Origin of the sequence: Streptomyces mutabilis (assembly GCF_046628145.1) — a bacterium.
GTDB classification, from domain to species: Bacteria; Actinomycetota; Actinomycetes; order Streptomycetales; family Streptomycetaceae; genus Streptomyces; species Streptomyces mutabilis.
The window spans coordinates 4,203,138-4,221,235 of the sequence record NZ_CP176874.1; the positions used below are offsets into that span (position 1 = coordinate 4,203,138).

An 18,098-nucleotide genomic window follows, 5' to 3' on the forward strand; every position below is an offset into this window, starting at 1 on the left:
CGGATCTCCAGGAAACGATCCAGGGGCCCGACCCGCTAAGCGGATCAGGCCCCTGACCTGGTGCTTCACTGTCGGGGTGGCGGGATTTGAACCCACGACCTCTTCGTCCCGAACGAAGCGCGCTACCAAGCTGCGCCACACCCCGATCGTCGCCGCTCTCGCGGCGACGTCGTTTACTTTAGCCCACCCGGAGCCGGAGACGAAATCCGGTTCTACCAGCGGCGGCGCAGCGGGTTCGGGCGGATGCGGTCCAGGGCCGCGAGGAGGACGCCCAGGGCGTAGAGGGAGAGGCCCAGGAGGAGGGCGTTGCCGAGGACGCCCTTGTAGCCGTGCTCGTCCACGTCGAGGAAGGGGTAGAGGTAGCGGTCCTGGGTGCCGGGGAGGAGGAGTTCGCCGCGGGCCAGGGAGAAGGTCAGGTAGGCGAGGGGGTAGAGCAGCCACGCGGCGGCCTGGCGCAGGTGGAGGCGGCCGGGGGTGGTGAGGAGCAGCCAGTCCAGGGCCGCGGCGGCGGGGACGGCCGTGTTCAGGATGTGCGTCGCGGCTGCTTGCCAGCCGGTGCCCGCGGCCGCGGCGTCGGTCGCGAAGGGGCTCGACGCGTTGGTCAGGAGCAGGTGGTGCACGAGGCCGGCGGCGACGACGTAGAGCAGGGCCGCGCCGGTGAGGGCGCCCGGCAGGGGGCGGCGGGCGGACCAGGCGCGGCGGGCGGAGGCGAGCGTGACCAGGGCGAGCAGGACGCTGCTCTGGAGTGTGAAGTGGCTGATCGTCCGGGTGGCCGGGCCTCCCGTCGCCAGTGCGAGTGTGACGCCCGTCAGGGCCAGCAGCGCCGTCAGGAGGCGGAAGGCGGCGACCAGCGGGCGGCGTACCGGGGTGATCACGGCGCTCGCCGGGACGGGGGAGGGGAGCAGGGCGGGCGGGCCAGGGACCGCGGGGAGGTCCGGGATGTCCCTGGGGATGGGAGGTATCGGCGCTGTCATGGCCTCAAGCTAGACAGACCGGACATACCGGGCTATGCGGGGTGGGCCGTGTGGGTTACCGCCACCGGCCCGCCCGCCGCGAGGGTGTCCCTCGTCACTCCCGCCCCACCAGCGTCAGCAGCGTCGCCTCCGGGGGGCAGGCGAAGCGGACCGGGGTGTAGCGGTTGGTGCCGCAGCCCGCCGAGACGTGGAGGTAGGCGGTACGGCCCTCGGCCGTGTGCGTGGACAGGCCCTTCACGCGGTCCGTGTCCAGGTCGCAGTTGGTGACCAGGGCGCCGTAGAAGGGGATGCACAGCTGGCCGCCGTGGGTGTGGCCGGCCAGGACCAGGGGGTAGCCGTCCGCCGTGTACGAGTCCAGGACGCGCAGGTAGGGGGCGTGGACCACGCCCATCGAGAAGTCGGCCGTGCCGGACGGGCCGCCGGCCACCTCCGCGTACCGGTCGCGCTTGATGTGCGGGTCGTCCAGTCCCGTCAGCTCGACGGACACGCCCTCGACCTTGAGCGTGCCGCGCGTGTTCGTGAGGTTCTGCCAGCCGGCGGCGTCGAAGCCGTCGCGGAGGTCCTCCCACGGGTTGTGGACGGCGCCGACGGCGGGCGCGTTGCCGTTCAGGCCGTGGCGGCCCTGGGCCTTCTCGATCAGGTAGCGGGCGGGATTGCGCAGCTTGGGGCCGTAGTAGTCGTTGGAGCCGAAGACGTAGGCGCCGGGGAACTCCATCAGGGGCCCGAGGGCGTCCAGTACCTCCGGGACGCCGTCCGGGTCGGAGAGGTTGTCGCCGGTGTTGATCACGAAGTCGGGACGCAGACCCGCCAGGGAGCGCAGCCAGCGCTGCTTCTTGCGCTGGCCGCCGACCATGTGGATGTCGGAGACCTGGAGCACGCGCAGGGGGCGCATCCCGGAGGGCAGGACGGGGATCGTCACCCGTCGCAGGCGGAAGGAACGGGCTTCGAATCCCGCCGCGTAGACCAGTCCGGCGGCGCCAACCGCCGTGATTCCCAGGGGTACTCCGTATCGCGCGCGCATGGGTCCCATCGTGTCAGAAGCGGTGGCCTTCGGCGGCGGCGCGTCGGTCCGCTCCTCGGCCCGCCCGTCGCTCCCCCCTGGTTCACCGCCGGCCCGTAAATCGGCGGGCGTCCGGCCGGGCGCACCTGCGACAATCAATCCCATGACCACGCTCAAGTCGAAGCTGCAGGACGACCTCAACGCCGCGATCAAGGAGCGCGACGAGCTCCGCTCCTCGACGCTCCGGCTGACGCTCGCCGCGATCACCAAGGAGGAGGTCGCGGGGAAGGAGAAGCGGGAGCTCTCCGACGACGAGGTGCAGAAGGTGATCACCCGCGAGGCGAAGAAGCGCCGCGAGGCCGCCGAGGCCTTCGCCCAGGGCGGTCGCGCCGAGAGCGCCGAGCGGGAGAAGGCGGAGGGCGAGGTGCTCGCCGCCTACCTGCCCAAGCAGCTCTCCGACGACGAGCTGAACGCGATCGTCGCGCAGGCCGTCGAGGAGGCCAAGGCGGCGGGCGCCGAGGGGCCGCGGGCCATGGGCGCCGTCATGAAGATCGTGAACCCGAAGGTGGCCGGGCAGGCCGAGGGCGGCCGGGTCGCCGCCGCGGTCAAGAAGCTGCTGGCGGGCTGATCCCACCCTCCTGAGCAAGGCGAAGGCCGGTGGCCCCCCGAGAGGTGGGGCCACCGGCCTTCCGGCATACAGGGAAGGGCTTGTCTAGTCGCGCCGCCCGCCGATGCCGTTCCCGCCGTTGCCCTGGCCCTGGATGAAGTTGCCCCAGCCGCCGTCGTTGCCGCCGTTGCCCGTGCCGCCGTCGATCAGGCCGCCGATGACGCCGCCGGGGCCGCCGCCCTCGTCACCGCCGTCGTCGCCGTTCCCGCCGTCGTCCCGGTTGCCGTCGTCGTTGCCGCGGCCCTTGTCCTTGTCCTTGTCCTTGTCGGCGGAGTCCGGGATGTCCACCAGGTTGAACTGGTCCACGGGCTTGCCCTCCAGCGCACCCGACATCATGTCCCGCCAGATCGGGCCGGGGACCGCGCCACCGAAGACCTTGGCGTGCGGCACACCGCCGATGGTGATGTCGACCATCTTCCGCTCGTGCTTCGGGTCACCGACCCACACGGCGCCGGCCAGGTTCGGCGTGTACCCCACGAACCAGGCCGCGAAGCGCTCGTCGGTCGTACCGGTCTTGCCCGCGCTGGGACGGCTGTCGAGGCCGGCCTCCGTGCCCGTACCGTCCTCGACGACGCCCTTGAGGAGCGTGCTGATGGAGTCGGCGGTGGTCTCCGACATGGCCCGCGAGCAGGTGGACTTCGGGACCTCGAGCGACTTGCTCTTGTTGCCGATCCGCTGGGTGATGGACTCGATGGCGACCGGCGTGCAGTACATGCCGCGCGAGGCGAAGGTCGCGTACGCGCTCGCCATGGTCAGCGGGGAGACCTCGGTGACGCCGAGGGCGATGGACGGGGTCTGCTCCAGCTTGTTGCCGTTGGCCCGCTCGACGCCCATCTTGTCCGCCATCTGCGTCACCGGGCAGATGCCGATGTCGCTGATCAGCTGCACGTAGTACGTGTTGACCGAGAGGGCGGTCGCCTCCTTCATGTCGTAGGGGCCGACCTCGGTCTCGTTCTCGTTGGCGAGCTTGGCGCCCTCGTTGTTCACCCAGTTCTTGCCGCCGCAGGCCGCGACCGGGCTCGGGTACTCCATCTCGTACGGCGAGGAGTACGACTGCGTCGGCGGGGTGCCGCCCTCGAGGGCGGCGGCGGCCACGATCGGTTTGAACGTCGAGCCGGGCTGGTAGCCGGCGCCGCCGCCCATGTCGTTGTCGACCGACAGGTTGAGCGTCGTCTCGCCCTGCTTGATGTCGACGCCGTACGGGCGCGACTGGCCCATCCCCACGATCTTCCCGGTCCCGGGCTCGACGATGGTCGCCGCGGTCGCCACCTCGTCGCTCGTGTAGACGTGGTCCTTGATCGACTGCTGGACCGACTCCTGGGCCTGCGGGTCGAGGGTGGTGCGGATCGTCAGGCCGCCCTGGTTCCAGATCTTGGCCCGGTCCTCCTTGGTCTTGCCGAAGACCGGGTCGCTCAGGAACACCTCGCGCACGTAGTCACAGAAGAATCCCGCGCCCTTGACGGCGGTGATGCACCCGTTCTTGGGCCGGCTGACCTTCAGCCCGAGGGGCGCGGCCTTCGCCTTGTCGGCCTCCGCCTGGGAGATGTCGCCGACCTCGGCCATGCGCTGCAGCACGACGTTGCGCCGCTTGGTGGCCTCCGCCTCGTCGTTGACCGGGTCGTACCGGCTGGGCGACTGGACGATGCCGGCGAGGAGGGCGGCTTCCTGGACCTCGAGGTCCTTGGCGGACTTGGAGAAGTAGCGCTGGGAGGCGGCCTCGACACCGTACGCCTGCTGGCCGAAGAAGGTGATGTTCAGGTAGTTCTCGAGGATCTTCTTCTTGCCCAGCTCCTCCTCGACCTGGATGGCGAGCTTCAGCTCGCGGATCTTGCGGCCGATGGTCTGCTGGGTGGCCTGCGCGACCTTCGTCGGGTCGTCGCCGGCCTCCTCCACGAAGACGTTCTTGACGTACTGCTGCGTGAGCGTGGACGCGCCCTCGGAGACCTCGCCGCTGCGCGCGTTCTTGTTGAGCGCGCGCAGGACGCCCTTCAGGTCGACCGCGCCGTGCTCGTAGAAGCGCGAGTCCTCGATCGCGACGATCGCCTTCTGCATGTACGGCGAGATCTCCTTGAGGGGGACCACCGTGCGGTCGCGCGAGTAGACCGTGGCGATGGTGCCGCCCTCGGCGTCGAGGATCGAGGTGCGCTGGCTGAGCGGGGGAGTCTTCAGGTTGGCCGGGAGTGCGTCGAAACTCTCCACCGACCCCTTGGCCGCCAGCCCCAGCGCGCCCACGGCGGGCAACGCGATGCCGGCCAGCACTGCTCCCGCGAGGACACTGACACCGAGGAACTTGGCGGCCTGCTGCGTGGGTGACAGACCACCGCCCGAGCGCTTCTTTGGCATGGAGGCAGCCTACGTTCTCATTCGCCGGACACGCGTATATGCCTTGGCCTAAGCTGCACTCAACTGTCACAGCAGTGAGGCCACGTATCAATACGTCCGGTGTCCCCGAATCGTTCCGGATCCGCTCGACTTTTTTCTGAGGGGCCCCGTTGGGGGGCGCGTTGGTGTGTACCGGCGTGCTTCACGGCGTGGGGGGTGCGTGTCCGAATCCGCCTTGTGTGTCAATCGGTGTCCGTTGTGGCGCAACAGGAATGACCCGTTTGCCGGGATAATCACGCATGTCGCCAGCTCACTCCCCCGGGTGATCTGCCGCTTACGCATAGTCCGTTCGGGCCATTCAAGATTGGGCCCGAAGGGGGTGTTGCGCTGTGCCCACCTTCCGTAACGTCCTCAACTGGCGGCGGTGAATATGCCGCTGCCGCCGTGGGGGAGCCTCGATTCGGGAGAGGACGGCGCCGGTATGGGCTGGGTAACCGACTGGAGTGCGCAGGCCGCCTGCCGCACTACCGATCCGGACGAACTGTTCGTTCAAGGAGCAGCGCAGAACAGGGCCAAGGCGGTGTGCACCGGATGTCCGGTGCGGACCGAGTGCCTGGCCGACGCGCTCGACAACCGCGTCGAGTTCGGCGTGTGGGGAGGCATGACGGAACGGGAACGCCGCGCACTGCTGCGCCGGCGGCCCACCGTGACCTCCTGGCGCCGACTCCTGGAGACGGCGCGGACGGAGTACGAACGAGGGGCGGGCATCGTGCCCCTCGACGACGAAGAGGTCTACGAGAACTACGCGGCCGTGGGCTGAGCGGGCCCGAAGCGCCCCGGCCACGGGCGCCCAGGCCGGCTCAGGCGCCCGGCTCGGGCAGCTCCGGCCGGCCCGTCGCGAGACGGACCCCGATGTCCCGCAGCCCCGCGAGGTCGTGCACGTCACCGGGCAGTGCGGCCACTTCGGTGACCGCCACCTCGGGATGACGTGCGGTGAAGCGGTCACGTGTGCGCTGCTCGCGGGCGAGCAGGTGCATGCGCTCCGCGTGCAGCCTCAGCAGGCCCGCGGTGAGCCGGTCGACGGACCGCTCCGGTGTGTCCTCCACGGGGTCGGCGGCTTCGGGAGCCTCGGGGTTCTCGGGAGCGGACTCGGAGGAGGGCTGCGCGGTGGGCTCGGGAGAGTCTGAACTGTCTTGCGTGTCGGGGGAGTTACGAACTCCAGCTTTCCCGTCGTCCTGATCCACAATGCGGGGATCCTCAAGATTTTCCGCGGCGGCGAGCGCCCGCTCGGCCGACAGCCGTTCGGCGCCGCTGCCGTGGACCCGGTTCAGCACCAGACCCGCGAGCGGCATGTCCTCGGCGGCCAGCCGCTCCACGAAGTACGCGGCCTCGCGCAGCGCGTCCCGCTCCGGGGCCGCGACCACCAGGAACGCCGTCCCGGGCGCCTGGAGCAGCTTGTACGTGGCGTCCGCGCGCGTACGGAAACCGCCGAACATCGAGTCCATCGCGGCCACGAAGGTCTGCACGTCCTTCAGGAACTGGCCGCCCAGCACCTTCCCCAGGACGCCGGTCATCATCGACATCCCGACGTTCAGGAACTTCATGCCCGCCCGGCCGCCGACCTTCGCCGGGGCCAGCAGGACGCGGATCAGCTTGCCGTCCAGGAAGGAACCGAGACGCTTGGGGGCGTCCAGGAAGTCCAGCGCCGAGCGGGACGGCGGTGTGTCCACGACGATGAGGTCCCAGTCGTCCCGCGCCCGGAGCTGCCCCAGCTTCTCCATCGCCATGTACTCCTGCGTGCCCGCGAAGCCCGCCGAGAGCGACTGGTAGAAGGGGTTGCCCAGGATCGCCGCCGCCCGGTCGGGATCCGCGTGCGCCTCGACGATCTCGTCGAAGGTGCGCTTCATGTCGAGCATCATGGCGTGCAGCTCACCGCCCGCCGAGTCGTCGACGCCCTTGACCCGGCGCGGGGTGTTGTCCAGCGAGTCGATGCCCATGGACTGGGCGAGCCGCCGGGCCGGGTCGATGGTGAGGACGACCACCTTCCGGCCGCGCTCGGCCGCGCGCAGGCCCAGAGCCGCCGCCGTGGTCGTCTTGCCGACCCCGCCGGAGCCACAGCACACCACGATGCGGGTCTTCGGGTCCTCCAGCAGCGGGTCGACGTCGAGCACCCGCGCGGGGGCCAGGTGCCGCGCGCCCTCCTGGTGACGGGCGGCCGGGTCCGGGCTCGGGCTCATGCGATCCCCTGCTTCCGCAGCTCGGTGGCCAGTTCGTAAAGGCCCGCCAGGTCCATGCCCTCGGCGAGCAACGGCAGTTCGTGCAGCGGCAGGCCGAGATCGGTCAGGACGGCCCGCTGCTCCTCCTCCAGCGCGTACCGTTCGGCGTACTCCTCCGCCTGCGCCAGCAGCGGGTCCACCAGCCGCTCGGCGTGCCCGCCGCGCCGTGCCCCGCCGAGGCCCGCCCCGGACAGGGAGCGGGCGAGTGCCGTACGCGGTGTGCCGCGCACGAGTTCCAGCTCGGCGGCGTCCAGCACCGCGGGCCGGACCATGTTGACGATGACACGCCCCACCGGGAGCCGTGCCGCCCGCAGCTCGGCGATGCCGTCCGCGGTCTCCTGGACCGGCATCTCCTCCAGCAGCGTCACCAGGTGCACGGCGGTCTCCCGCGATTTCAGCACCCGCATCACCGCCTGCGCCTGATTGTGTATCGGGCCGACCTTCGCGAGGCCGGCCACCTCGTCGTTGACGTTGAGGAAGCGCGTGATGCGGCCGGTCGGCGGGGCGTCCATGACCACGTAGTCGTACGCGAACCGCCCGCTTCTGTCCTTGCGCCGCACCGCCTCGCACGCCTTGCCGGTCAGCAGGACGTCCCTGACCCCGGGCGCGATGGTGGTCGCGAAGTCGATCGCCCCGAGCTTCTTGAGCGCCCGTCCGGCGCTGCCCAGTTTGTAGAACATCTGGAGGTAGTCCAGAAGCGCCAGTTCGGGGTCGATGGCCAGGGCGTACACCTCCCCGCCCCCGGGAGCGACGGCGATCTTCCGCTCCTCATAAGGCAGCGCCTCCGTTTCGAAGAGCTGCGCGATGCCCTGGCGACCCTCGACCTCGACGAGAAGCGCGCGCTTCCCCGCGGTGGCCAGGGCCAGCGCGAGGGCCGCGGCCACCGTGGTCTTGCCGGTTCCGCCCTTGCCACTGACGACCTGGAGCCTGCTCACGTATTCGAGCGTAACCAGTCCGCGCGCCGAGTACTCCGGAGGCTGTGGACAACGTCGTCCCGGTCGGCCGCCGGAGGGGCTCCGGGCAACGGCTAGAGTCGGCCACATGACCAAGTGGGAATACGCAACCGTGCCGCTGCTCGTCCACGCCACGAAGCAGATTCTGGACACCTGGGGCGAGGACGGCTGGGAGCTCGTCCAGGTCGTGCCCGGGCCGAACAACCCCGAGCAGCTCGTGGCCTACCTGAAGCGGGAGAAGCAGGCGTGAGCGCCGTCGAGGCCAAGCTGGCCGAGCTCGGTCTGACACTGCCCGAGGTCGTCCCGCCGCTGGCCGCCTACCAGCCGGCGGTGCAGTCCGGGCCGTACGTGTACACCTCCGGCCAGCTCCCGATGATCGACGGCAAGCTCGCGGTCACCGGCAAGGTGGGCGGCGAGGTCACGCCGGAGGAGGCCAAGGAGCTGGCCCGCACCTGCGCGCTGAACGCCCTGGCCGCCGTCAAGTCCGTCGCCGGTGACCTGGACCGCGTCGCGCGCGTGGTGAAGGTCGTCGGCTTCGTCGCCTCCGCGACCGACTTCACCGGGCAGCCGGGCGTGATCAACGGCGCCAGCGAACTCCTCGGCGAGGTCCTGGGCGACAAGGGCGTCCACGCCCGCAGCGCGGTCGGCGTCGCGGTCCTGCCGCTGGACGCGCCGGTCGAGGTCGAGGTGCAGGTGGAGCTGACCGAGGCGTAGGGCACCACCGCGCCGGTGACCGGTGACCGGTGACCGGGGCGGCTGCCCGGGGCGCGGGGGTGCGGGCTGCTCGGCACTCCCGCAGGACCTTCGCTTTGCCGGCCCGGCAACAAACCTCGCCTCCCCGCGCGCGGCGCCGCAGGATCGCTCCCGGTGCCCGAGGCGGTGCCGGGACCGGTCCGACGCCGGTCCCGCCTCCGCCTCGCACCGACCGACCGCTCGTGCCAGGAGGAGCCATGCCGCAGACGCCCGCGACCGACCGCCACCGCCCCGTCCACCGTCTGGTGCCCTCGCCGGCCGGCCGCATCCACCTGGTGGAGCAGGGCAGCGGGCCGCTGGTCCTGCTCGTCCACGGCTTCCCGGAGTCCTGGTACTCCTGGCGCCGCCAGCTGCCCGCACTGGCCGACGCCGGATACCGCGCCGTCGCCGTCGACGTACGCGGCTACGGACGCTCCTCCCGGCCGGACGCGGTCGAGGCGTACCGGATGCTCGACCTGGTGGCGGACAACGTCGCCGTGGTGGAGGCCCTCGGGGAGCGGTCCGCCGTGATCGTCGGCCACGACTGGGGCGCGACCGTCGCCGCGCACTCCGCGCTGCTGCGGCCGGACGTGTTCCGCGCGGTGGGCCTGCTGAGCGTGCCGTACACCCCGCCTGGCGGCCCGAGGCCGAGCGAGGTGTTCGCCGGTATGAGCGACCCCGCCGGGCCGTTCGCCGGGCAGGAGTTCTACGTCTCGTACTTCCAGGAGCCAGGCCGGGCCGAGGCGGAGATCGAGCCGGACGTCCGCGGCTGGCTCGCCGGCTTCTACGCCGCCCTGTCCGCCGACACGATTCCCGCACCGGAGGCACCCGACCCGCACTTCGTCGCCCCCGGCGGCAGGCTGCGCGACCGCTTCCCGGCCGACGGCCGGCTGCCCTCCTGGCTGACCGAGCAGGACCTGGACGTCTACGCGGGTGAGTTCGAGCGCACCGGCCTCACAGGCGCCCTCAACCGCTACCGCAACATGGACCGCGACTGGGCCGACCTGGCCGACCACCGGGGCGCCCCGATCACCCAGCCGTCCCTCTTCCTGGGCGGCGGCCTCGACGCCTCGACCACCTGGCTGTCCGACGCGATCGACGCGTACCCCGTCACCCTGCCCGGCCTGACCGCCTCGCACCTGATCGAAGGCTGCGGCCACTGGCTCCAGCAGGAGCGCCCCGAGGAGACGAACCGGCTGCTCACCGAGTGGCTCGCCGCCCTCCCCGGCTGACGCCCGCCGGCCCCGGGGGCCACTCGAACATCCGCCCGTCACCGGATAGCCTCCGGCCATGGCGAACGATCGGGCGAGTGACCGGACGGGTGATTCGGCGAGTGGCCGGGCGAACGGCCAGTGGTACCCACCGGAGTGGCCGGACCGCATCCGCGCGCTGGCGGCCGGCACCCTCACGCCGGTCACCCCGAAGCGCGCGGCCACCGTCATGCTCCTGAAGGACACCGGTGACGGTCCCGCCGTCCACATGCTGCGCCGCCGCACCTCCATGGCGTTCGCCGGGGGCGCGTACGCCTATCCGGGCGGTGGCGTCGACCCGCGCGACGACGACCGTGACATCGGCTGGGCGGGCCCCACGCGCGCGTGGTGGGCGGACCGGCTCGGCGTCGACGAGGCGGGCGCCCAGGCGATCGTCTGCGCGGCCGTCCGGGAGACGTACGAGGAGGCCGGGGTGCTGCTGGCCGGCCCGACCGGCGACTCGGTGGTCGGCGACACGACGGGCGCCGACTGGGAGGCGGACCGGGTCGCCCTGGTCGCCCGTGAGCTGTCGTTCGCGGAGTTCCTGGACCGCCGAGGGCTCGTCCTGCGCTCGGACCTGCTGGGCGCCTGGGCGCGCTGGATCACCCCGGAGTTCGAGTCCCGCCGTTACGACACCTGGTTCTTCGTGGCCGCCCTCCCCGAGGGCCAGCGCACCCGCAACGCCTCCACGGAGGCCGACCGCACGGTGTGGATCACCCCGGCCGACGCGGTGGCCGGGTACGACAAGGGCGAACTGCTGATGATGCCGCCGACCGTCGCGACCCTGCGCGGTCTGGCGGAGTGCGGTACGGCGGCCGAGGCGCTCGCGTCGGCCCCGGGCCGCGACATGACGCCCGTACTGGCGAGGGCCCGGCTGGACGGCGGGGAGATCGTGCTCTCCTGGCCGGGGCACGACGAGTTCACCAAGCACGTCCCCAACACGCCGTCGCACACGGCACCGGCGTCGCCGGCGACACCTTCCGACCCGACCCCGGGAGCCCCCGCATGACGGACGCAGCAGCACTGCCGGGCCAGCCGAGGGGCGGTGTCCTCTCGGGGCCCGCCACCGCGCGCGCGGTGAACGTCCTCGCGCCCAACGCCTCCGCGATGACCCTGGACGGCACGAACACCTGGATTCTCGCCGAGCCCGACTCCGACCTGGCCGTGGTGGTCGACCCGGGCCCGCTGGACGACACCCACCTGCGGCACGTGATCGACACGGCCGAGCGGGCGGGCAGGCGCGTCGCCCTCACCCTGCTGACACACGGTCACCCGGACCACGCGGAGGGCGCCGCGCGCTTCGCCGAGCTGACGCGGACGAACGTACGGGCCCTCGACCCGGCGCTGCGGCTGGGCGACGAGGGGCTGGAGGCCGGTGACGTGATCGCGGTCGGCGGCCTGGAGCTGAGGGTCGTACCGACCCCCGGGCACACGGCGGACTCCCTGTGCTTCCATCTCCCGGCCGACCGGGCCGTGCTGACGGGCGACACCGTCCTGGGGCGCGGTACGACGGTGGTGGCCCATCCCGACGGGCGGCTCGGCGACTACCTGGACTCGCTGCGCAGGCTCAGGTCGCTCACGGCCGACGACGGGGTGCACACGGTGCTCCCGGGGCACGGGCCCGTCCTGGACGACGCGCAGGGCGCCGTGGAGTACTACCTCGCCCATCGCGCCCACCGCCTCGCCCAGGTCGAGACGGCCGTGGAGGACGGCTACCGGACGCCGGCGGAGGTCGTCGCCCACGTGTACGCGGACGTCGACCGCTCACTGTGGCCGGCGGCGGAGCTGTCGGTGCGGGCGCAGCTGGAGTACCTGGGCGAGCACGGGATCGTCCGGCTTCCCGAGTAGGGACCGCTGTCCGAGCAGGGGCCGGGCGCTCAGCGGGAGCGCTTGGCCAGCCGCTCCACGTCCAGCAGGATCACCGCGCGGGCCTCCAGGCGGAGCCAGCCGCGCTGGGCGAAGTCCGCGAGCGCCTTGTTGACCGTCTCGCGGGACGCGCCGACCAGCTGGGCCAGCTCCTCCTGCGTCAGGTCGTGCACGACGTGGATGCCCTCCTCGGACTGCACGCCGAAGCGGCGGGACAGGTCCAGCAGGGCGCGGGCGACGCGTCCGGGGACGTCCGAGAAGACCAGGTCCGACATGGCGTCGTTGGTCTTGCGCAGGCGGCGCGCGACGGCCCGCAGCAGCGCCGTGGCCACCTCGGGGCGGACGTTCAGCCAGGGCTGGAGGTCGCCGTGGCCGAGGGCGAGCAGCTTCACCTCGGTCAGCGCGGTGGCGGTCGCCGTGCGCGGGCCCGGGTCGAAGAGCGACAGCTCGCCGATCAGCTCGCTGGGGCCGACGACGGCCAGCATGTTCTCGCGGCCGTCGGGGGACGTGCGGTGGAGCTTGACCTTGCCTTCCGTGACCACGTAGAGGCGGTCTCCGGGGTCGCCTTCGTGGAACAGCGAGTCGCCGCGGGCGAGGGTCACCTCACTCATGGAGGCGCGGAGCTCCGCGGATTGCTCGTCGTCGAGCGCCGCGAAGAGCGGGTTGCGCCGCAGAACGTCGTCCACGAGTTCTCTCCTTGTCGACCGGCTCAGAGGATCTTGTTCCCCCGGTGTACCAGGGGTCCGTGGTGCCCATTTTGCCGGACAGTCCAAACAGTGTGATCTGTCACAAGGATGCCGCACTGGTGTCCCGGGGTACGCGGCAGGGGTCCAATTGGACGCCGATCTTCGAGGTCCGGGGCGGATGTCGGTGCCGGGCCGTAGGCTGGCCGGGTGTCCAAATCGCCGGTGAGAGCACAGGCCGAGGGGGCTGCGCGGGTGGGTGTACGGCGCGATTCCGCTGTGGGCGAACAGGGCTCCGATGGCGGTAGGGAAACGGCGAAAGCGACGAAGAGGGCGGCGCCTGCCAAGAGGGTGACCGCGGAGAAGGGTGCCGTGAAGAAGAGCGCGGAGAAGAAGCCGACGCCCACGAAGAAGACTGCGTCCGCCGCGAAGACGACGGCCCCGGTGAAGAAGACGGCGGCGGCCACGAAGAAGACGACGTCCGCCACGAAGAAGACGACGTCCGCCACGAAGAAGACCACCCCGGCGAAGAAGGCGGCCCCCGCCGAGCGGACCCCCCTCGCCAAGCGGACCGCCCCCGCCAAGAAGCCCCCCGTCGCCCCCAAGAAGGCCACCGCCGCGGTCAAGGGCGTCGCCCCGGTGAAGACCGTCACCGCGAAGCCGGTGCGCGAGGAGTCCCGCACCGCGCTGGTCCGCCGAGCCCGCCGCATCGACCGCGAGCTCGCCGAGGTCTACCCGTACGCCCACCCGGAGCTGGACTTCGAGAACCCGTTCCAGCTGGTCGTGGCCACGGTGCTGTCCGCCCAGACCACCGACCTGCGGGTCAACCAGACGACGCCCGCGCTCTTCGCGAAGTACCCGACCCCCGAGGACCTGGCCGCGGCCGTCCCCGAGGAGGTCGAGGAGATCCTCCGTCCCACCGGCTTCTTCCGGGCCAAGACCAAGTCGGTCATAGGGCTGTCCAAGGCCCTGGCGGAGGACTTCGGCGGCGAGGTCCCCGGCCGCCTCGAGGACCTCGTCAAGCTGCCCGGCGTCGGCCGCAAGACCGCGTTCGTCGTGCTCGGCAACGCCTTCGGCCGCCCCGGCATCACCGTGGACACGCACTTCCAGCGTCTGGTGCGGCGCTGGCAGTGGACCGCCGAGACCGACCCGGACAAGATCGAGGCCGCCGTCGGCGCGCTCTTCCCGAAGAGTGACTGGACCGACCTCTCCCACCACGTGATCTGGCACGGCCGCCGGATCTGCCACGCCCGCAAGCCCGCCTGCGGCGCCTGTCCCATCGCCCCGCTCTGCCCGGCGTACGGCGAGGGCGAGACGGACCCCGAGAAGGCGAAGAAGCTCCTGAAGTACGAGAAGGGCGGCCTCCCCGGCCAGCGTCTGAAGCCCCCGCGGGCCTACCTGGACGCGGGCGGGAAACCGGCGCCGCCGCTGGGGGCCGGATGACGGAACGATCTCGGGGGCGTCGGGCGTTGGAAACGGCAGGACGGGGGTGGAGATGACACGGGCGAGCGACACGCAGGGAGACACACGCGACGCCATGCTCAGCACGGAGGGCCTGCCCGACTGGCTGGACCCGGTGGTGCGGGCCGTCGGGACGGTGCGGCCGACCCAGCTGAGCCGCTTCCTGCCCCCGGCGGACGGCGCCGGACGTCAGTCCGCCGTACTGATCCTCTTCGGCGAGGGTGAGGGCGGCCGGGGCCCCGAGCTGCTGCTGATGGAGCGGGCCGGCACCCTGCGCTCGCACGCCGGGCAGCCGGCCTTCCCGGGCGGCGCCCTCGACCCAGAGGACGGCGACCCGCAGGGCGAGGGGCCGCTGCGGGCGGCGCTGCGCGAGGCGGAGGAGGAGACCGGCCTCGACCCGGCCGGCGTGCAGCTCTTCGGCGCCCTGCCCAAGCTCTACATCCCGGTCAGCGAGTTCGTCGTCACGCCGGTCCTCGCCTGGTGGCGCGAGCCCACCCCGGTCGGCGTGGTCGATCCGAACGAGACGGCGCGCGTCTTCACCGTCCCCGTGGCCGACCTCGCGGACCCGGCCAACCGGGTCACCACCGTCCACCCCAGCGGCCACAAGGGCCCGGCGTTCCTGGTCGAGTCGGCGCTGGTCTGGGGCTTCACGGCCGGCATCATCGACCGCTTGCTGCACTTCGCGGGCTGGGAGCGGCCCTGGGACAGGGACAAGCAGGTCCCGCTGGACTGGCGGTCATGACAGGGTGACCGGTGTGAGCGTAGGACGACGAGGCGGGGCCTGAATCGGTGAACGTGCTGGACATCCTCTTGCTGCTGGCCGCCGTCTGGTTCGCGATCGTGGGCTTCCGGCAGGGCTTCGTCGTCGGCATCCTGTCCGTGACCGGCTTCCTCGGCGGCGGTCTCGTCGCCGTCTACCTGCTGCCGGTGATCTGGGACGCCCTGACGGACAACGCGGAGGTGAGCACGACCGCCGCCGTCGTCGCGGTCGTCGTCGTCATCGTCTGCGCCTCGGTCGGCCAGGCCCTCACCACGCACCTGGGCAACAAGCTGCGCCGCTACATCACCTGGTCCCCGGCCCGCGCCCTGGACGCCACCGGCGGCGCGCTGGTCAACGTGGTGGCGATGCTGCTGGTCGCCTGGCTGATCGGTGCGGCCCTCGCCCAGACGACCATGCCGACGATAGGCAAGGAGGTCCGGCAGTCCCACGTGCTGTCGGGCGTGCAGGAGGTACTGCCCGAGCAGGCAGACACCTGGTTCAACAGCTTCAGCTCCGTCCTCGCGCGCAACGGCTTCCCGCAGGTCTTCAGCCCGTTCGCCAACGAGCCGATCACCGAGGTCCAGCCGCCCGACCCGGCGCTGGCGAACAGCCAGGTCCCCGTCCGCGCCAAGCGCTCCATCGTCAAGGTCATGGGCACCGCCCCCGACTGCGGCAAGGTACTGGAGGGCACCGGCTTCGTCTTCGCCGAGCGACGCGTCATGACCAACGCCCACGTGGTGGGGGGCGTCGACGAGCCCACGGTGCAGATAGGCGGCGAGGGCAGGAAGTACGACGCGACGGTGGTCCTCTACGACTGGCGGCGCGACATCGCCGTACTGGACGTGCCGGAACTGGACGCGCCCGCGCTGCGGTTCAGCGAGGAGGACGCGGTCCGTGACGACGGCGCGATCGTGGCGGGCTTCCCGGAGAACGGGGCGTACGACGTCCGCGCCGCGCGCGTGCGCGGGCGCATCACGGCCAACGGCCCGGACATCTACCACCGCGACACCGTCGGCCGCGACGTCTACTCGCTGTTCGCGACCGTCCGTCAGGGCAACTCCGGCGGCCCGCTGCTGACGCCCGAGGGCGAGGTCTACGGAGTGGTCTTCGCCAAGTCCCTGGACGACGCCCAGACCGGCTACGCGCTCACCGTGGACGAGATCCAGGAGGACATCGCCGAAGGTCGCACCGCCAACCAGCAGGTGGACAGCGACAGCTGCGCGCTGTAGGACCCCGGCCGGGTGCGGGGGGCCTGGACGCGCTCAGTCGTGCGAAGGGTGTGCGGGCGCCGGCCGCGGGCTCAGCCGCGTGGATGGCGCAGGCGTACGGAGACCCAGCGGGCCCGGCGGCGCAGGATGCGCGGAATGCCCACCCGGAGGTCCGCGGCCGCAAGTTGCGGGGTGCCGCCTCGTCGGTGGGTGCTGCTCACGCCGCTCGTGGAGCGGCCGTCGCGTGCTACGTCACTGTAGTCGTGCGTCCAGCCCATACCCCGACGTGTGCCCCCGCCCCAAGGTCGATAACCGTGCCCGGGGCCCCCAATTGGCCTATGCGTCGGGCAAGTGGCCGCTCATAGAACAAGCGTTCCGGTTCGGGTACCGGGCGCGTCCGCACGGTCACCGATCGGGTTCGGGATCCTTCAGCCAATTGATCAGTTCGGTGGAGAAGGCGACCGGGTCCTCCTCGTGCGGGAAGTGCCCGAGTCCGTCGAACAGCCGCCAGCGGTAGGGCGCTTCGACGTACTGTCCCGAACCGGCCGCGCTCCGGGTCCGCATCACGGGGTCCAGCGAGCCGTGCAGGTGCAGGGTCGGCACCCGCACCGGCCGCTTCATGCGGCGGTAGAACTGGATGCCGTCCGGACGGGCCAGCGAGCGCACCATCCAGCGGTACGGCTCGACGGAGCAGTGCGCCGTGGAGGGGATGCACATGGCGCGGCGGTAGGCCGTCACCGCCTCCTCGTCCAGCGGCCGGGGCCCCGACCAGTCGTCGATCAGCCGGCCGACCAGCGCGCCGTCGTCGGCCGTCAGTTGGCGCTCGGGGATCCAGGGGCGCTGGAAGCCCCAGATGTAGGAACCGGCCCGGGTCTGGCGGACGTCCCCGAGCATGGCCGAGCGCCAGCGCCGCGGATGCGGCATGGAGGAGACCGCGAGCCGCCGTACGAGCTTGGGCCGCATGGCGGCGGCCGTCCATGCCAGGTAGCCGCCGAGGTCGTGGCCGACCAGCGCCGCGTCCGGCTCGCCGAGCGAGCGGATCACGCCGGTGATGTCGAGGGCGAGGCCGGCGGGATCGTAGCCGCGCGGGGTGCGGTCGCTGCCGCCGACACCGCGCAGGTCCATGGCGACGGCGCGGAAACCGGCGTCCGCGAGCGCCGTGAGCTGGTGCCGCCAGGTCCACCAGAACTGCGGGAAGCCGTGCAGCAGCAGCACCAACGGCCCGTCACCCAGCTCCGCGATGTGGAAGCGGGCACCGTTGGCGGCGACGTCCCGGTGGGTCACCTCGCGCCCGCCGGGGATGTCGAGGCGTACGACCGAGGCCGGGTTCTGCGCCGAGGGGGATTGACCCATCGGTGTGGCGGGATCCGTCATGAGGACGAGCGTGCCACAGCCTCGATGGCTTCGGGGGACCGGTCCGCGGGCAGCTCGGGGCGCGGGTGCGGCTTGGCGTTCTGCAGCACGCCCGCCGACTGCTTCACCGAGGCGGCGACCTTCTGCGGGCCCTTGCCCTTCTTGGCCTTCTTCGCGAAGACGACGCCGATGAGCGCGAGCAGGCCCGCGACGAGGACGTTCGCCGCGAAGGACAGCAGGAAGCAGACGGCCATGTTCCAGCCGCTCCAGGTCCGGATGCCGTAGGCCAGCGCGAAGCTCAGCATCGGCAGCGAGAACACCAGGAGCAGGCCCGCCAGCGAGAACGCGCCGCCGCTCGTCGCCCCGCGCTTGACGTCCTGCCTCAGCTGCGCCTTGGCCAGTGCGATCTCGTCGTGCACGAGCGCCGACAATTCGGTGGTCGCCGAGGCGAACAGCTGGCCGATGCTGCGTTCGGTGCCGACCGGGCTGCCGTCGGGTGCGCTCATCGCGGTCTCCCTCTTCTGCTGGCTGATCTGCCTACGGTTCCGTGGCTGCCGGGTGCCTGCCTGCTGCGTCCCGACCGTGTACGGTCC

At 71.8% G+C, this 18,098-nt stretch carries 18 protein-coding genes, 1 tRNA gene and 1 pseudogene; 10 read left to right on the top strand and 10 right to left on the bottom strand.

Translation table 11 applies throughout. The features are described from left to right. Positions 1-71: 71 nt before the first annotated feature. From ACLIN4_RS18875 to ACLIN4_RS18885, 3 genes and pseudogenes are all read right to left on the bottom strand, one after another. Positions 72-145: transfer RNA gene (locus ACLIN4_RS18875), tRNA-Pro, on the bottom strand. 33 nt (positions 146-178) lie between these two features. Beyond that, positions 179-974: pseudogene (locus ACLIN4_RS18880) on the bottom strand (Pr6Pr family membrane protein). A gap of 94 nt (positions 975-1,068) precedes the next feature. Next, positions 1,069-1,995: a metallophosphoesterase gene (locus ACLIN4_RS18885; RefSeq protein WP_100047868.1), complete on the bottom strand. Its 927-nt coding sequence runs from the start codon at positions 1,993-1,995 to the stop codon at positions 1,069-1,071. Positions 1,996-2,137: 142 nt separating this feature from the next. Here ACLIN4_RS18885 and ACLIN4_RS18890 point away from each other — a divergent pair, with 142 nt between their 5' ends. Further along, positions 2,138-2,602, top strand: a complete 465-nt coding sequence (locus tag ACLIN4_RS18890) for a GatB/YqeY domain-containing protein (protein ID WP_019329804.1) — start codon at positions 2,138-2,140, stop codon at positions 2,600-2,602. An 84-nt stretch (positions 2,603-2,686) separates the two neighbouring features. On the opposite strand, the gene ACLIN4_RS18895 is transcribed toward ACLIN4_RS18890, so the two are convergent. Further along, entirely contained in the window at positions 2,687-4,984 is a 2,298-nt protein-coding gene (locus ACLIN4_RS18895; protein WP_100047869.1) for a transglycosylase domain-containing protein, read from the bottom strand. A 460-nt stretch (positions 4,985-5,444) separates the two neighbouring features. Between ACLIN4_RS18895 and wblA the strand changes: the two genes are divergently transcribed. Beyond that, the gene (gene wblA, locus ACLIN4_RS18900) at positions 5,445-5,783 is read left to right on the top strand and encodes a transcriptional regulator WblA (RefSeq protein ID WP_019329806.1); all 339 of its coding nucleotides are present in this window, start codon (positions 5,445-5,447) and stop codon (positions 5,781-5,783) included. Positions 5,784-5,823: 40 nt separating this feature from the next. Here wblA and ACLIN4_RS18905 read toward each other — a convergent pair whose 3' ends face one another. Both ACLIN4_RS18905 and ACLIN4_RS18910 read right to left on the bottom strand, forming a co-directional pair. Further along, entirely contained in the window at positions 5,824-7,200 is a 1,377-nt protein-coding gene (locus tag ACLIN4_RS18905; RefSeq protein WP_107476551.1) for an ArsA family ATPase, read from the bottom strand. Continuing rightward, on the bottom strand, positions 7,197-8,174 hold the full coding sequence (locus tag ACLIN4_RS18910) for an ArsA-related P-loop ATPase (protein ID WP_411576036.1): 978 nt from the start codon (positions 8,172-8,174) through the stop codon (positions 7,197-7,199). Before ACLIN4_RS18910 ends, ACLIN4_RS18905 begins: the two co-directional genes overlap by 4 nt. A gap of 106 nt (positions 8,175-8,280) precedes the next feature. Between ACLIN4_RS18910 and ACLIN4_RS18915 the strand changes: the two genes are divergently transcribed. The 5 genes from ACLIN4_RS18915 (at position 8,281) to ACLIN4_RS18935 (ending at position 12,022) form a co-directional block, all read left to right on the top strand. Then, positions 8,281-8,442, top strand: a complete 162-nt coding sequence (locus ACLIN4_RS18915; protein WP_003975360.1) for a DUF4177 domain-containing protein — start codon at positions 8,281-8,283, stop codon at positions 8,440-8,442. After that, on the top strand, positions 8,439-8,906 hold the full coding sequence (locus ACLIN4_RS18920; protein WP_107476549.1) for a RidA family protein: 468 nt from the start codon (positions 8,439-8,441) through the stop codon (positions 8,904-8,906). The genes ACLIN4_RS18915 and ACLIN4_RS18920 overlap by 4 nt, the downstream gene beginning before the upstream one ends. Before the next feature lie 236 nt (positions 8,907-9,142). Further along, on the top strand, positions 9,143-10,156 hold the full coding sequence (locus ACLIN4_RS18925) for an alpha/beta fold hydrolase (protein ID WP_411576037.1): 1,014 nt from the start codon (positions 9,143-9,145) through the stop codon (positions 10,154-10,156). 58 nt (positions 10,157-10,214) lie between these two features. Beyond that, on the top strand, positions 10,215-11,183 hold the full coding sequence (locus tag ACLIN4_RS18930; protein ID WP_381943241.1) for an NUDIX hydrolase: 969 nt from the start codon (positions 10,215-10,217) through the stop codon (positions 11,181-11,183). Further along, positions 11,180-12,022, top strand: coding sequence for an MBL fold metallo-hydrolase (locus ACLIN4_RS18935; protein WP_107476546.1), 843 nt, complete (start codon positions 11,180-11,182; stop codon positions 12,020-12,022). Before ACLIN4_RS18930 ends, ACLIN4_RS18935 begins: the two co-directional genes overlap by 4 nt. A gap of 29 nt (positions 12,023-12,051) precedes the next feature. On the opposite strand, the gene ACLIN4_RS18940 is transcribed toward ACLIN4_RS18935, so the two are convergent. Continuing rightward, positions 12,052-12,726 carry a Crp/Fnr family transcriptional regulator gene (locus ACLIN4_RS18940; protein WP_019329813.1) on the bottom strand — a complete coding sequence of 225 codons (675 nt, stop codon included), beginning with the start codon at positions 12,724-12,726 and terminating at the stop codon, positions 12,052-12,054. A 369-nt stretch (positions 12,727-13,095) separates the two neighbouring features. On the opposite strand from ACLIN4_RS18940, the gene nth reads away from it, so the two are divergent. From nth to ACLIN4_RS18955, 3 genes are read left to right on the top strand one after another with little or no spacing between them, the layout of a single operon-like run. Beyond that, a complete protein-coding gene (nth, locus tag ACLIN4_RS18945) occupies positions 13,096-14,166 on the top strand; it encodes an endonuclease III (protein WP_411576038.1) in 1,071 nt (356 codons plus the stop codon). Between the two features lie 52 nt (positions 14,167-14,218). Next, positions 14,219-14,926, top strand: coding sequence for an NUDIX hydrolase (locus ACLIN4_RS18950; protein WP_269958900.1), 708 nt, complete (start codon positions 14,219-14,221; stop codon positions 14,924-14,926). 47 nt (positions 14,927-14,973) lie between these two features. Further along, positions 14,974-16,173, top strand: coding sequence for a MarP family serine protease (locus ACLIN4_RS18955; protein ID WP_107476544.1), 1,200 nt, complete (start codon positions 14,974-14,976; stop codon positions 16,171-16,173). Positions 16,174-16,244: 71 nt separating this feature from the next. On the opposite strand, the gene ACLIN4_RS18960 is transcribed toward ACLIN4_RS18955, so the two are convergent. The 3 genes from ACLIN4_RS18960 to ACLIN4_RS18970 all read right to left on the bottom strand — a co-directional run bounded on the left by ACLIN4_RS18960 (position 16,245) and on the right by ACLIN4_RS18970 (position 18,011). Further along, on the bottom strand, positions 16,245-16,430 hold the full coding sequence (locus tag ACLIN4_RS18960) for a hypothetical protein (RefSeq protein ID WP_071528703.1): 186 nt from the start codon (positions 16,428-16,430) through the stop codon (positions 16,245-16,247). Positions 16,431-16,557: 127 nt separating this feature from the next. After that, positions 16,558-17,526: an alpha/beta fold hydrolase gene (locus ACLIN4_RS18965; RefSeq protein ID WP_100047877.1), complete on the bottom strand. Its 969-nt coding sequence runs from the start codon at positions 17,524-17,526 to the stop codon at positions 16,558-16,560. Further along, the gene (locus ACLIN4_RS18970; RefSeq protein ID WP_073726602.1) at positions 17,523-18,011 is read right to left on the bottom strand and encodes a phage holin family protein; all 489 of its coding nucleotides are present in this window, start codon (positions 18,009-18,011) and stop codon (positions 17,523-17,525) included. The genes ACLIN4_RS18965 and ACLIN4_RS18970 overlap by 4 nt, the downstream gene beginning before the upstream one ends. Between the last annotated feature and the right edge of the window lie 87 nt (positions 18,012-18,098).

Bases quoted from the DNA above. Each gene is read 5' to 3' on its own strand.
- ACLIN4_RS18925 (WP_411576037.1), top strand. From the start codon at position 9,143: ATGCCGCAGACGCCCGCGACCGACCGCCACCGCCCCGTCCACCGTCTG.
- ACLIN4_RS18885 (WP_100047868.1), bottom strand. From the start codon at position 1,995: ATGCGCGCGCGATACGGAGTACCCCTGGGAATCACGGCGGTTGGCGCC.
- ACLIN4_RS18965 (WP_100047877.1), bottom strand. From the start codon at position 17,526: ATGACGGATCCCGCCACACCGATGGGTCAATCCCCCTCGGCGCAGAAC.
- ACLIN4_RS18935 (WP_107476546.1), top strand. From the start codon at position 11,180: ATGACGGACGCAGCAGCACTGCCGGGCCAGCCGAGGGGCGGTGTCCTC.
- ACLIN4_RS18960 (WP_071528703.1), bottom strand. From the start codon at position 16,430: ATGGGCTGGACGCACGACTACAGTGACGTAGCACGCGACGGCCGCTCC.
- ACLIN4_RS18890 (WP_019329804.1), top strand. From the start codon at position 2,138: ATGACCACGCTCAAGTCGAAGCTGCAGGACGACCTCAACGCCGCGATC.
- wblA (WP_019329806.1), top strand. From the start codon at position 5,445: ATGGGCTGGGTAACCGACTGGAGTGCGCAGGCCGCCTGCCGCACTACC.
- ACLIN4_RS18905 (WP_107476551.1), bottom strand. From the start codon at position 7,200: ATGAGCCCGAGCCCGGACCCGGCCGCCCGTCACCAGGAGGGCGCGCGG.
- ACLIN4_RS18950 (WP_269958900.1), top strand. From the start codon at position 14,219: ATGACACGGGCGAGCGACACGCAGGGAGACACACGCGACGCCATGCTC.
- ACLIN4_RS18895 (WP_100047869.1), bottom strand. From the start codon at position 4,984: ATGCCAAAGAAGCGCTCGGGCGGTGGTCTGTCACCCACGCAGCAGGCC.
- ACLIN4_RS18930 (WP_381943241.1), top strand. From the start codon at position 10,215: ATGGCGAACGATCGGGCGAGTGACCGGACGGGTGATTCGGCGAGTGGC.
- ACLIN4_RS18970 (WP_073726602.1), bottom strand. From the start codon at position 18,011: ATGAGCGCACCCGACGGCAGCCCGGTCGGCACCGAACGCAGCATCGGC.
- ACLIN4_RS18915 (WP_003975360.1), top strand. From the start codon at position 8,281: ATGACCAAGTGGGAATACGCAACCGTGCCGCTGCTCGTCCACGCCACG.